General features: G+C 66.3%; 16 protein-coding genes. 13 read left to right on the top strand and 3 right to left on the bottom strand.

Annotation, left to right across the window (positions count from 1 at the left end):
- Positions 1-2: 2 nt before the first annotated feature.
- Positions 3-1,016 (top strand): S49 family peptidase, encoded by a 1,014-nt coding sequence (locus tag QTI05_RS14250; RefSeq protein ID WP_286545524.1) that lies wholly within the window; start codon positions 3-5, stop codon positions 1,014-1,016.
- Here the strand turns inward: QTI05_RS14250 and QTI05_RS14255 are convergent.
- Genes QTI05_RS14255 through QTI05_RS14265 form a run of 3 tightly spaced genes read right to left on the bottom strand, consistent with a single transcriptional unit; the run spans position 1,013 to position 3,509 of the window.
- A complete protein-coding gene (locus QTI05_RS14255) occupies positions 1,013-2,173 on the bottom strand; it encodes an MFS transporter (RefSeq protein WP_286545525.1) in 1,161 nt (386 codons plus the stop codon). The genes QTI05_RS14250 and QTI05_RS14255 overlap by 4 nt on opposite strands.
- Positions 2,173-2,931 carry an SAM-dependent methyltransferase gene (locus QTI05_RS14260; RefSeq protein ID WP_286621877.1) on the bottom strand — a complete coding sequence of 253 codons (759 nt, stop codon included), beginning with the start codon at positions 2,929-2,931 and terminating at the stop codon, positions 2,173-2,175. The genes QTI05_RS14255 and QTI05_RS14260 overlap by 1 nt, the downstream gene beginning before the upstream one ends.
- A complete protein-coding gene (locus QTI05_RS14265) occupies positions 2,928-3,509 on the bottom strand; it encodes a Maf family protein (RefSeq protein ID WP_286545527.1) in 582 nt (193 codons plus the stop codon). Before QTI05_RS14265 ends, QTI05_RS14260 begins: the two co-directional genes overlap by 4 nt.
- Positions 3,510-3,547: 38 nt before the next feature.
- On the opposite strand from QTI05_RS14265, the gene QTI05_RS14270 reads away from it, so the two are divergent.
- From QTI05_RS14270 to QTI05_RS14325, 12 genes are all read left to right on the top strand, one after another.
- Entirely contained in the window at positions 3,548-4,096 is a 549-nt protein-coding gene (locus tag QTI05_RS14270) for a YceD family protein (RefSeq protein ID WP_286545528.1), read from the top strand.
- Positions 4,097-4,215: 119 nt separating this feature from the next.
- Positions 4,216-4,398: a 50S ribosomal protein L32 gene (rpmF, locus tag QTI05_RS14275; protein WP_158722961.1), complete on the top strand. Its 183-nt coding sequence runs from the start codon at positions 4,216-4,218 to the stop codon at positions 4,396-4,398.
- Positions 4,399-4,486: 88 nt separating this feature from the next.
- Complete coding sequence (gene plsX, locus QTI05_RS14280) at positions 4,487-5,548, top strand: phosphate acyltransferase PlsX (RefSeq protein ID WP_286545529.1); 1,062 nt, start codon at positions 4,487-4,489, stop codon at positions 5,546-5,548.
- A complete protein-coding gene (locus QTI05_RS14285) occupies positions 5,548-6,525 on the top strand; it encodes a beta-ketoacyl-ACP synthase III (protein ID WP_286545530.1) in 978 nt (325 codons plus the stop codon). The genes plsX and QTI05_RS14285 overlap by 1 nt, the downstream gene beginning before the upstream one ends.
- Positions 6,526-6,577: 52 nt before the next feature.
- A complete protein-coding gene (gene fabD / locus QTI05_RS14290; protein WP_286621879.1) occupies positions 6,578-7,537 on the top strand; it encodes an ACP S-malonyltransferase in 960 nt (319 codons plus the stop codon).
- Complete coding sequence (gene fabG, locus QTI05_RS14295; RefSeq protein ID WP_286545532.1) at positions 7,534-8,277, top strand: 3-oxoacyl-ACP reductase FabG; 744 nt, start codon at positions 7,534-7,536, stop codon at positions 8,275-8,277. Before fabD ends, fabG begins: the two co-directional genes overlap by 4 nt.
- A gap of 102 nt (positions 8,278-8,379) precedes the next feature.
- Positions 8,380-8,619 (top strand): acyl carrier protein, encoded by a 240-nt coding sequence (gene acpP / locus QTI05_RS14300; RefSeq protein WP_140843300.1) that lies wholly within the window; start codon positions 8,380-8,382, stop codon positions 8,617-8,619.
- 94 nt (positions 8,620-8,713) lie between these two features.
- Positions 8,714-9,958 carry a beta-ketoacyl-ACP synthase II gene (fabF, locus tag QTI05_RS14305; RefSeq protein WP_286545533.1) on the top strand — a complete coding sequence of 415 codons (1,245 nt, stop codon included), beginning with the start codon at positions 8,714-8,716 and terminating at the stop codon, positions 9,956-9,958.
- Positions 9,959-9,971: 13 nt separating this feature from the next.
- On the top strand, positions 9,972-10,466 hold the full coding sequence (locus QTI05_RS14310; RefSeq protein ID WP_286621881.1) for a hypothetical protein: 495 nt from the start codon (positions 9,972-9,974) through the stop codon (positions 10,464-10,466).
- Positions 10,463-11,140 carry an RNA polymerase sigma factor RpoE gene (gene rpoE / locus QTI05_RS14315; RefSeq protein ID WP_286545535.1) on the top strand — a complete coding sequence of 226 codons (678 nt, stop codon included), beginning with the start codon at positions 10,463-10,465 and terminating at the stop codon, positions 11,138-11,140. The genes QTI05_RS14310 and rpoE overlap by 4 nt, the downstream gene beginning before the upstream one ends.
- Before the next feature lie 13 nt (positions 11,141-11,153).
- Entirely contained in the window at positions 11,154-11,804 is a 651-nt protein-coding gene (locus QTI05_RS14320) for a sigma-E factor negative regulatory protein (RefSeq protein ID WP_286545536.1), read from the top strand.
- A 22-nt stretch (positions 11,805-11,826) separates the two neighbouring features.
- Positions 11,827-12,894, top strand: a complete 1,068-nt coding sequence (locus tag QTI05_RS14325; RefSeq protein ID WP_286621883.1) for a MucB/RseB C-terminal domain-containing protein — start codon at positions 11,827-11,829, stop codon at positions 12,892-12,894.
- Positions 12,895-12,921 lie beyond the last annotated feature (27 nt).

Genomic DNA, 12,921 nt, shown 5'->3' on the forward strand with positions numbered 1-12,921 from the left:
ACATGACCGACCCGACCCGTACGGAACCCGAAGGTTTCGAGCCTTTTGAGCCTGCGAAAAAGACAGCAAGAGACGATCCCACGAAGGCCGCCGGCTGGGAGCGGGCCACCCTCGAAAAGCTGGCTTTCGCCGCCTTGCGCGAGCAGAAGGCCACGCGCCGGTGGAAGACTTTCGTCCGGCTGAGCTGGCTGGCCTTTTTCGTGTTCCTGGTCTGGTTCGCGATGTCGCGCGGCACGCCGACCACCGCCAAGACGACCGCGCACACGGCGGTGGTCGAGATCAAGGGCGAGATCGCAGCCGGTGCCGATGCGAGTGCCGAATTCGTCGTCGCGGCGATGAAGACCGCCTTCGAGGACGACGGCGCCAAGGCCGTGGTGCTGCTGATCAACTCGCCGGGCGGCAGCCCGGTGCAGGCCGGCATCATCAACGACGAAATCAAGCGGATGAAGGCCAAGTACCACAAGCCGGTCTACGCGGTGGTCGAAGAAACCTGCGCCTCGGCCGCTTACTACATCGCCGCCGCCACCGACAAGATCTTCGTCGACAAGGCCAGCATCGTCGGCAGCATCGGCGTGCTGATGGACGGCTTCGGCTTCACCGGCACGATGGAGAAGCTCGGCGTCGAGCGCCGCCTCATCATCTCGGGTGAGAACAAGGGCTTTCTCGACCCGTTCAGCCCGATGAACGACGCGCAGCGCGCGCATGCCCAGAAGATGATCGACCAGATCCACGACCAGTTCATCGACATCGTCAAGACCGGCCGCGGCGACCGCCTCAAGCTGCAGACGCCCGGCCTGTTCAGCGGCCTGTTCTGGAGCGGCCAGCAGGCCATCGAGCTTGGTCTCGCCGACCAGCTGGGCAACGTCGACTACGTGGCGCGCGAGGTGGTCAAGGCCGAAGAGGTGATCGACTACACGCGCCGCGACAACGTGGCTGAAAAGCTGGCCAAGAAGTTCGGTGCCGCGATGGGCGATGCTTCGGTGCGCGCGCTGCGCAGCGTTCCGGCACTGCGCTAGTCGGCGGTCCCGGCCTGCGCATGGCGGGCCGAGGCCGCCAGTGCGGCTGCGAAACCCACCACCAGCCAGAGCGCCAGGGTCAGCGAGCTGATCCTGGCGAGCAGGCCGATCGCTGGCGGGCCGAGCATGAAGCCGAGATATGCCGCGGCCGACACCGCCGCGATGCCGCGCGCCGGGTCGATGCCCGGCACCCGCGCCGCCGCCGAGAACAATATCGGCACCACGTTCGCAAAGCCCACGCCGACGCCGGCAAAGCCCACCAGCGCGAGCCAGGGCCTGTCGGTCAACAGCACCAGCGCCATTGCCGCAGCGGCGAGCACGGCGCTGCCACGCAGCAGGGGCGCTGGCGCAATGCGCGCACGCAGCGCGTCGCCCCCGAAGCGCGCCGCCGCCATTGCGGCCGAGAAGCTCGCGTAGGCGAATGCAGCCTGCTTCTGCGGGCTGCCCAGCTCCTGCTGGAGGTAAAGCACGCTCCAGTCGTAGATCGCGCCTTCGGCAATCAACCCCAGCGCCGCGAGCACACCCAGAATGACCAGTGCGCCGCGCGGCATGCCGAATCCCGGCGTGGACGGTGCGGCGGAAGCGGTAGCGATGCGGGGCAGCATGCGTTGCGAAGCCGCGAGCACCACCGTCGCCATGGCGCCGGCCACCCAGAGCAGGTGTTGTTGCGGCGCCAGCCCGGCCGCGAGTGCCGCGCCACCGGTCACCGCGCCCGCCATGCCACCGAGGCTGAACATCCCGTGCATGCCGCTCATCAAGGTGTCGCCGCCCAGCAGTTCAAGCTGCGCGGCTTCGGTGTTGATCGCGACGTCGAATACGCTGGTGACGATGCCGAACAATGCCAGCAGCACCAGCAGCGCGGCATAGCTCGGGGTGGCGATCAGGCCGGCCAGCAGCAGTGCGTAGACCGTTCCGCAGATGCGGGCCGTGTCGCGTGCGCCAAAGCGGCCGATCCAGCGGCTGGCACGGGTCAAACCGGCCAGCGCGCCGAAACCGGCGGCGAGCATGGCCAGGCCCAGCTGCGCTTCATCGACGCCGTAGTGCGCCTTGACGGTGGGGATGTGCACGCCCCAGGTCGCGAAGACGAAGCCTGAAGCAAAGAACTGGGCGCGCGAGGCCCAGCGCGTGGCGGCGCCGATCGCGAACGCCACGCTCATCAGCGCCCGATCGCGAACACCGCGGGCAGGCGCTCGTCGGCCGGCATCGGCGCGGCGCGCCAGCCCTTGACCGTGTCACTGCGCACGGCCGCGTTGGCCAGCGTGAGGCCGCGTGCGACCGCAAGCCGTGTGTGATGCTGCAAGGTCTGCAGCAGCGCCTGTTGCAGCACCGCATTCCGGTACGGCGTTTCGATGAACAGCTGGGTCTGGCCGCTGCGCAACGCCAGCGCTTCCAGTTCGCGGATGCGCTGCACCCGCCCGTCCGCGTCCTGCGGCAGATAGCCGACGAACGCGAAGTTCTGGCCGTTGAGCCCGCTTGCGGCCAGGGCGAGCAGCAGCGACACGGGCCCGGTCAGCGGCACCACCGGAATGCCGAGGGCGTGGGCGGCACGCGCCACCGACGAGCCCGGATCGGCAACGGCCGGCATGCCGGCCTCACTCAGCAAACCCATGTCCTGGCCAGCGAGGGCAGCGGCCAGCAGGGGCCGCGCGTCGAACTGGCCCGCATGGTCGCCCTTCTTGTGCACCTCGCGTGGCAACTCGGTGATCTGCTGTGCCTGCAGCGGGGCTGCCAGTGGGACGACCGCGTCGATGCGCTTCAGGTACGCGCGGGCCGACTTTGCGCTCTCGCAGATCCAGTGCGTGATGCCCGCTGCCTTCTGCAAGGTGCCGAGTGGCAGGGCGTCCTGCAGCGGCGCCTGCTCGTCGCAACCGAAATCCAGCGGCGCCGGCACCAGATAGAGCGTGCCGTTGCTCACAGCAGCTCCACCCCGGCCGCGCGCAGCATGCGGCAGGTGCGGATCAGCGGTAGACCGACCAGCGCGGTCGGGTCGTCGCTGTCGATCGCTTCCAGCAGGGCGATGCCCAGCCCTTCGCTCTTGGCGCTGCCGGCGCAGTCGTAGGGTTGCTCGGCACGCAGGTAGTGCTCGATCGCATCGTCGCTGAGGTCGCGAAACACCACGCGCACCGGCGCGATGTCTTGTTGGGCGAAGCCCGTGGCCTGGCAAACCACTGCGACAGCAGTCTGGAACACCAGCGTCTGGCCGCGCATGCGGCGCAATTGCGCGGTCGCCCGCTCATGGTCGCCCGGCTTGCCGAGCGCCTCGCCGGCGAGGTCGGCCACCTGGTCGGAGCCGATGACGACGGCATCGGGGAAGCGGCTGGCCACGGCGCGGGCCTTTTCGAGCGCCAGCCGTTCAGAAAGTGAGCGCGGACTCTCGCCGGAGTGGGGGGTTTCGTCGACTTCGGGCGCCTGTACCTCGAAGGGCAGGCGCAGGCGGTTCATCAGCTCACGGCGGTAGCGCGAGGTGGAGGCGAGGATCACGGTGCGTTGCATGGGCCGTGATTGTGCGGGACGGGTTTAGACTGAGGTGGATGAAGACAGAATTCGCCCCTCAACGGCTCGACGTGGCCGCTTTTGCCGAAACCGCGGCAACGCTGTCCGGCAGCACCGGGCTCAAGGACTTCCCACGCCTGTCGGCTGAAACCACTGGCGCCACCCCGGACGCCGCGGTGGCATGGGAAGCGCGCGGCGAACAGCGCCCGGGCCCTTCGGGTGCGCCCGTGCCGTGGCTGCATCTTGCCGCCGAGGCGACAGCGCCGCTGGTTTGCCAGCGCTGCCTGGCGCCGGTCGCGACCGAACTGGTGGTCGACCGCTGGTTCCGTTTTGCGCCGGACGAAGAGACTGCCGCGGCCGAAGATGAAGCATCGGAAGAGGATGTGCTGGCCATCAGCCGCGAATTCGACCTCCAGGCGCTGCTCGAAGACGAGTTGCTGATGGAAGTGCCCGTCACGCCGCGCCACGAGATCTGCCCGGATCCGCCGAGTCTGTCGGCCGTCGATGCCGACTTCGAGGCGACGGTGGAGGCCAAGCCGAACCCGTTCGCCGTGCTCGGTGCGTTGCGTCCGCGCAAGCCGGAATAGGGCGGACTGGCGGCATGTCGCCGGGCAGGCTATAATCATGGGCTTCGCGCGCACCGTCTGCAGAATGTTCTCGGCAGCGCCCGCACTTCCACCCACCTCATTCAAGTCCAGGAGCCATCATGGCCGTCCAGCAAAACAAGAAGTCGCCTTCCAAGCGCGGCATGCACCGTTCGCACAACGCTCTCGTGGTGCCCGGCATTGCCGTCGAGCCGACCACCGGCGAAACGCACCTGCGTCACCACATCAGCCCGAACGGCTTTTACCGTGGCCGCAAGGTTCTGAAGACCAAGTCCGAAGCCTGATCGCCTGTTTCAACACCAAGGCCCGAAGCTACTTTTGCTGTAGCGTCGGGCCTTTGTTTTGATGCTCACGTCCGTCGCTTCCGCTCCCGTGCCCGCTGCCATCACGCTCGCCGTCGATTGCATGGGCGGTGATCATGGCCCGCGCGTCACGCTTGCGGCCTGTCGCGCCTTTCTGGAGCGGCATCCCGAAGCCTCGTTGCTGCTCGTCGGCGCTCCGGCCGCGCTGGAGGGGCTGAAACACCCGCGTGCCCGTGTCGTGGGCGCGAGCGAGGTGGTGGGCATGGACGATCCGATCGAGATCGCCTTGCGCCGCAAGAAAGACTCGTCGATGCGGGTCGCGATCCAGCAGGTCAAGGACGGCGCAGCCCAGGCCGCTATTTCTGCCGGCAACACGGGCGCATTGATGGCGATCGCACGCTATCTTCTAAAAACCCTCGACGGCATCGACCGTCCGGCCATTGCGCCGCAATTGCCTAACAGCAAGGGTGGCGCCACCACGGTGCTCGATCTGGGCGCCAATGTCGATTGTGACGCGGCGGATCTTTTGCAGTTCGCCGTGCTTGGCTCGGCGCTGGTGTCGGCGCTCACCGGCAACGACTCGCCCAGCGTCGGCCTGCTCAATGTGGGCGAAGAGGCCATCAAAGGCAGCGAAGTCATTAAAAAAGCCAGCCAATTGCTGCGATCTGCCGCCGATACCGGTGATCTCAATTTTTACGGCAACGTCGAAGGCAATGACATTTTCAAAGGCACGACCGACATCGTGGTCTGTGACGGTTTTGTCGGAAATGTGGCGCTGAAAGCCACCGAGGGCGTCGCGTCGATGATTGTTGATTTTCTCCGGCAGGAGTATTCGGCCGGCATCTTCAGCAAGTTTGCCGCCATCGTTTCTTATCCGGTTCTAAAATCTCTTAAAAATCGCCTGGATCATCGGCGCTACAACGGCGCAGCGTTGCTCGGGCTGCGCGGTCTGGTGTTCAAGAGCCATGGCTCGGCCGACGAAGTGGCGTTCGGCCATGCGCTGGATCGCGCTTATGATGCCGCTCGCAACAACCTGCTCGAACGCGTGCGGGCCCGCATCGCCCACGCCGCGCCTCTGCTCGCGCGGCAGGAACCGGCGGCGCCGGTCGACGCGACGGCGCTTCACGTTTGATGACCTCTTATTCACGCATCACCGGCACCGGTAGTTATCTGCCGCCGCGCCGGGTGACCAACGACGATCTCGCGCGGCAACTGGCTGAGCGCGGCATCGAAACTTCCGACCAGTGGATCGTCGAGCGCACCGGCATCCGCGCGCGTCATTTCGTGGACGACGGCGTCAACAGCAGCGATCTGGCGCTGGAGGCGGCCCGCAAGGCGCTCGAGGCTGCTGGCCGCAGTGCCGACGATATCGACCTCATCATTGTTGCGACGTCGACGCCCGACATGGTGTTTCCCTCGTCGGCCGCCATCCTTCAGAACAAGCTCGGGATCGCCGGTTGCCCGGCATTCGACGTCCAGGCTGTCTGCAGCGGATTCGTCTATGCGCTGACCGTGGCCGACGCCATGATCCGTACCGGCACCGCGAAGTGCGCGCTGGTTGTCGGCGCCGAGGTGTTCTCGCGCATTCTCGATTTCAACGATCGCACCACCTGCGTTCTGTTCGGCGACGGCGCCGGCGCCGTGGTGCTCGAGGCGAGTGACGAACCAGGCATCCTGGCCAGCGATCTGCATGCCGACGGCAAGCACGTCGGCATCCTCTGCGTGCCCGGTCATGTGTCGGGTGGCAAAGTGCTCGGCACGCCGCTGCTGCACATGGACGGCCAGGCCGTGTTCAAGCTTGCGGTTCGTGTGCTCGAAGAAGCGGCGCGCGCCACGCTGGTCAAGGCTGGCAAGACCGAGGCCGATATCGACTGGCTGATTCCGCACCAGGCCAACATCCGCATCATGGAAGGCACGGCGAAGAAGCTGAAGATGTCGCTCGACAAACTGATCGTGACCGTGCACGAGCACGGCAACACCTCGGCCGCGTCGATTCCGCTGGCGTTGGATGACGCGGTGCGCAGCGGCAAGGTGAAGAAGGGCGATACCGTCATGCTCGAAGGCGTTGGCGGCGGCTTCACCTGGGGTGCGGTGCTATTGAACTTGTAGCGCGCAGCGCCCATACAGTGGGCACCACAGCGCGATTTGAGACATACACAACATGAAGTCTTTCGCTTTTGTCTTTCCCGGGCAGGGCTCGCAGGCGGTCGGCATGCTCGACGCCTGGGGCGATCACCCGGCGGTCGTGCAAACCCTGCAGGAAGCCTCCGATGCGCTGGGCGAAGACGTCGCCAAGCTCATTCATGAAGGCCCGAAAGAGGCGCTGGGGCTGACCACCAACACCCAGCCGGTGATGCTGGTGGCCGGCGTTGCCGCCTGGCGCGCCTGGTTGGCCGAGGGCGGTGCGCGGCCGGCCGTGGTCGCAGGCCATTCGCTCGGCGAGTACTCCGCGTTGGTTGCGTCCGGCGTGTTGACGTTGGCGCAGGCCGCTCCTCTGGTGCGCTTTCGTGCCGATGCGATGCAGAAAGCGGTGCCCGTAGGCGCTGGCGCCATGGCGGCCATTCTGGGCATGGATGCCGCAAAGGTGATAGCAGGCTGCGCAGAAGTGACGGGCGGCTTCAGCCCGAACAGTGGCGAAGTCGTGGAAGCCGTCAATTTCAACGATCCGATGCAGACCGTGATCGCCGGCAGCAAGGCCGCAGTCGAAAAAGCCTGCGAATTGCTCAAGGCCAGCGGCGCCAAGCGCGCGCTGCCGCTGCCGGTGTCGGCGCCATTCCATTCAAGTTTGATGAAGCCGGCCGCCGAAGCATTGCGCGAAAAACTCGTGTCGACGGACTTCGCGGCGCCGCAGATCCCCGTTTTGAACAACATCGACGTCGCCGTCGAAAGCGACCCGATCCGAATTCGTGACGCATTGGTGCGCCAGGCCGCCGGCCCGGTGCGCTGGGTCGAGAGCGTGCAGGCGCTGCAGGCGCGTGGCGTTGCCGCCATCGTCGAATGCGGCCCCGGGCGCGTGCTGGCCGGCATGGCCAAGCGCATCGCGCCCGAGCTTGCGGCGACTTCGGTCTACGACCCGGCGACGCTCGCCGACACCCAAACCCTGCTGGCAGGCATTCCATGAGCACCATTCAATTCGAAGGGCAGATCGCGCTGGTCACCGGCGCGACGCGCGGCATCGGCGCGGCCATCGCGCTCGAACTCGCGCAGCGCGGCCTCAAGGTCATCGGCACCGGCACCACGGAAGAGGGCGCCCAGAAAATCACCGCCGCACTCGGCGCGCATGGCGGTCGCGGTCGGGCCCTGGATGTCAACGACGGCGCGGCCGTCGATGCGCTGGTCGATGAAATCGTCAAGGCCTACGGTGGCCTGCACGTGCTGGTCAACAATGCCGGCATCACGCGCGACATGCTTGCCGCGCGCCTGAAGGATGACGACTGGGATGCGGTGCTCAATACCAACCTCAAGGCCGTGTTCCGTCTTTCGCGCGCCGTGATCCGGCCGATGATGAAGCAGCGCTACGGCCGCATCATCAGCATCACCAGTGTGGTCGGCGCTTCCGGCAACGCAGGTCAGGCCAACTACGCTGCGGCCAAGGCCGGCGTCGCCGGCATGACGCGCGCCCTGGCGCGCGAACTCGGCAGCCGCGCCATCACGGTCAACTGCGTGGCGCCCGGCTTCATCGAAACCGACATGACGGCCAGCCTGCCCGAGGCCGCGCAACAGGCGCTGCTGAACCAGATCCCGTTGGGCCACCTGGGCAAGCCGGCCGACATCGCGCATGCGGTGGCCTACCTTGCCTCGCCGCAGGCCAGCTACGTGACGGGGCAGGAACTGCACGTCAACGGCGGCATGCACATGTAAGGCCCGCAAGCCCAATCTTTTCCCCACGCGTCCGGTGCGGCAAATGCCAGCATCCGGGCGGCTAAAATCCACCGATTCTTTACAACCCTTAGAGGGAACCAAATGAGCGATATCGAAGCACGTGTCAAAAAAATCATCGCCGAGCAACTCGGCGTGGAAGAGTCCCAGGTCACCAATGAAAAGGCCTTTGTGGCCGATCTCGGTGCCGACTCGCTCGACACGGTGGAACTCGTGATGGCGCTCGAAGACGAGTTCGGCATCGAGATTCCCGACGAAGATGCCGAGAAGATCACCACGGTGCAAAACGCCGTCGACTACGCCTCCAAGAATCAAAAGGCCTGATAGGCCTCGCTGACGACCGTTCCGGCCCGCGGCGCTCATCCGCCTCGCGCGCATCACGCAACGGTTTCCAACGCTCCCAGAAAGGTTTGCCGGCATGACCAAACGCCGCGTCGTCGTGACCGGACTCGGTTGCATCGCTCCTGTCGGAAACACGGTGGCCGAATGCTGGGCCAACCTGTTGGCCGGCAATTCGGGCATCGACACCATCACCAAGTTCGACGTCAGCAACTTCGCCTGCAAATTCGCGGGCGAGGTGAAGGGCTTCGACATCACGCAGTACATCGCCGAGAAAGAAGCGCGCCACATGGATCGCTTCATCCACCTGGGCATGGCTGCGGCCATGCAGGCGGTGGTCGACAGCGGCCTGCCGACCGGCGATGCGCTGCCGCACGAGGAGGCGGTGCGCATCGGCTGCAACATCGGCTCGGGCATCGGTGGTCTGCCGATGATCGAAGACACGCACGCCGAACTGGTGAACCGCGGCCCGCGCCGCGTCTCGCCATTTTTCGTGCCGGCCTCGATCATCAACATGATCTCGGGCCACGTCTCGATCAAGTACGGCTTCAAGGGGCCGAACATCGCGGTGGTCACGGCCTGCACCACTGGCCTGCATGCGATCGGCCTGTCGGCCCGCATGATCGAATACGGCGATGCCGACGTGATGATCGCCGGCGGCGCCGAGTCGACCGTTTCGCCGCTGGGCATCGGCGGCTTCGCAGCGGCGCGTGCGCTCAGCACGCGCAACGACGACCCGAAGACCGCGTCGCGGCCATGGGACAAGGATCGCGACGGCTTCGTGCTGGGTGAGGGCGGTGGCGTGATGGTGCTCGAGGAGTACGAGCACGCCAAGGCGCGCGGCGCGAAGATCTACGCCGAGGTGCTGGGCTTCGGCATGAGCGCCGACGCGTTCCACATGACCGCGCCCAACGTCGACGGCCCCAGGCGCTCGATGGACATGGCGCTGGCCAATGCCGCCGTCAATGCCGACCAGGTGCAATACCTCAACGCGCATGGCACATCCACGCCGCTGGGCGACCTGAACGAAACCAACGCGATCAAGAACGCGTTCGGCGATCACGCGAAGAAGCTGGTCGTGAATTCGACCAAGTCGATGACGGGCCACCTGCTGGGCGGCGCCGGCGGCATCGAGTCGGTGTTCACCGTGCTGGCGCTCCATCACCAGAAGAGCCCGCCGACCATCAACATCTTCAACCAGGATCCGGAGTGTGATCTCGACTACTGCGCCAACGAGGCGCGCGACATGAAGATCGACGTCGCGGTCAAGAACAACTTCGGCTTCGGCGGCACCAACGGCACGCTGGTGTTCAAGCGCGCTTGAGTCCCGTTCTCCCATGCACAGCGCCCCATCGGTGAGCTTCCCGGTGGGGCGCTCGCGTTTTGCGGGTCATCTTTTGGTGATCATCTGGACTGCCGGCGCTTGCTGCGCGGGCGCCGTCTGCTATCAGTTTGAGAGCGTGGAATGGCGCAGCGCAGCGCTGCTGGCCAGCGTTCTGCTGGCCGGCGCCGCAGCCGGACTGGCGTACTGGCGCCAATGCACGGGCGAGTTGCATTTCGACGGCCAGGGCTGGCGCCTTGCCGGTGCCGACACCATCGAAGCGGCGCGGCTGCTGCCGGCGCTGGACCTGCAATCGCTGCTGCTGGTGCGCCTGGCGGCACCCGGTCAACGGCCGCGCTGGTGCTGGCTGGAGCGACGGAGTGCCCCGCACCACTGGCTGGATCTGCGTCGTGCGGTATATTCGCGCGCCCCATCGGCCGACCCGGCCGATCCGATCGCCGCTGTGCCACAGCGATCCGCGTCCCGGGGCCCATCCCCATCTTCTTCATGACCGACACTGCACCGCCACCCGCGCCGCCGGAATCGGGCCCGATCGTCGGGCCCGCGGCCGAACCGAGGCCGGGCGAGGTCGATTTCCAGCTGGTGCAGCGCACCGTCGCAGGTGACCAGAAGGCCTTCGAACTGCTGGTCATCAAGTACCAGCGCCGGATCGAGCGCCTGATCGGCCGCATGGTGCGCGATGTCGACCTGGTCGAGGACATCGCGCAGGAAACCTTCATCCGGGCCTATCGCGCGCTGCATCAGTTCCGCGGCGACGCCCAGTTCTACACCTGGCTCTACCGGATCGCCGTCAACACCGCCAAGAAGGCGCTGGTCGACATGAAGCGCGACCCGACCATCTCCGAAAGCGCTTTGCGGCCCTCATCGGACGATGACGATGAAACTTACCGGCCCACAAACGAACCAACCACCGACGAAACCCCCGAAACAGTGCTGGCCGCCCAGGAAATTGCGGGCGTGGTCGAAGCCGCGATGGATGCGTTGCCGGCCGAATTGCGCCAGGCGGTCACGCTGCGCGAGATCGAGGGCATGAGTTACGAAGAGATTGCCGAGGTGATGAATTGTCCGATCGGCACTGTGCGTTCGCGGATTTTCCGTGCGCGCGAGGCGATATCGGCGCGGGTCAAACCGCTGCTCGACAACCAGTCCGGCAAACGTTGGTAAGCAGGTGAACAACATGAATCATCAGACAGACAGAGTTCGCGAACAGGTTTCCGCCCTCATGGACGGTCATTTGCAGGGCAACGCCTTGGCCGACGCGATGGCCGAACTGGGTGCGCGCGACGAGTTGCGTGCGACCTGGCAGACATATCACGTGGTCGGCGATGTACTGCGCTCGGGCGCGCACGCGCCGTGCAGCGACAGCAATGCCTTCCTGGCCAAGCTCCAGCAGCGGCTTGCCGTCGAATCGGTGGCACCGACGCCGGTGGCTGCCGTGCCGGTGGTGATCGCGGCGCAGCAGCGTGCCGAGCCGGCCAACGAGCCGGTGTTCCGCTGGAAGCTGGTGGCGGGCGCCGCTTCGCTGGCCGCCGTGGCCGCGATCAGCTGGAACTGGGTTGGCAGCACGGCGTCCTCGCCCGAGGGCGCACAACTGGCGCAAACCCAGCCGCCCGCGATTTCCGTGCTGGCCGCATCGGACCCGAAGGCAACGAGCGCCATCGCTTCGGCCGTGCCGACGCGCGTGCAGATCGGCAACGGCGCGCCGCAGGTGATGTTGCGCGATGCGCGCCTCGACGAATTGCTGGCCGCGCATCAACAGGCCGGCGGCGGCTCGCAGATGCCGTCGACCTTCCTGCGCAATGCCACCTTCGAAGGGCCGTCGCGCTGATCGTGTGCGTCGCCTTGTTGCAATGACTGTCCGGATGCCGATGTCTGCCCGCCGGGTCGTGCTCGTTCTCGCTGCGTTGTGCCTGGCGCAAATGGCCGTCGCACAGACGCGGGTGGGGCCGGCAGCGGCCCGCGCTCCGCAGCCGGCGCCCGCGGCCGATGGCGAGCCGCCGTCCATGGGTGTGGTGGAGTGGTTGCAACGCATGCATGCGGCGTCGCGCCAGCACAGCTATGTCGGCACCTTCGTGGTGTCGGCCTCGACCGGCAACTTGTCGAGTGCGCGCATCTGGCACGTTTGCGAAGGCGATCAACAGATGGAGCGCATCGAGGCGCTTTCCGGCCCGCCCCGCTCGACCTTCCGCCGCAACGACCAGGTGCTGACCTTCCTGCCCGAAAGCCGTGTAGTCAAGAGCGAGCGGCGCGAGAACCTCGAGCTGTTTCCCAACCTGCTCGGTGCGCCCGATTCTTCGCTCGCCGAGTTGTACGGCGTCCGGGTGATCGGCAAGGATCGCGTCGCCGGTTTCGACGCCGATGTGGTGCAACTGATTCCGCGTGACGGGCTGCGTTTCGGCTATCGGGTCTGGAGCGAGCGTCGCTCGGGGCTGGTGGTCAAGTTGCAGACCGTTGACGCGGAGGGCCACGTGGTCGAGCAGTCCGCTTTCTCCGAGCTTCAGCTCGGCGCGCCGGTCAGGATGCAGGCCTTGTCGCAGATGATGAGCAGCACTGCGGGCTACAAGGTCGAAAAGTCGGAGCTCCAGCGCACGACGGCGCAATCGGAGGGCTGGACGCTCAAGAGCCCTGTCGCCGGTTTCAAGCCGGTGAGCTGCTACCGCCGCGCGCTGGGCGGCGCTGCCCAGTCCGAACGCACGCTGCAGTGGACTTTTTCGGACGGACTGGCTTCGGTCTCCCTGTTTCTCGAGCCTTATGACGCGCAGCGCCAGATGCAGGAAGTCGTGCTCACGCTGGGCGCCACCTACACGCTCACACGCCGCCTCACCGACAAGAATGGCGACTGGTGGCTGACGGCGGTGGGCGAGGTGCCGCCACAAACGCTCGATGCGTTCGCGCAGAGTCTGGCCCGTACCCGCTGAACGCCGGCGACCGAACCAAAGCGCCCA

It is taken from the genome of Variovorax fucosicus (assembly GCF_030316825.1).
Lineage (GTDB): Bacteria > Pseudomonadota > Gammaproteobacteria > Burkholderiales > Burkholderiaceae_C > Variovorax > Variovorax fucosicus.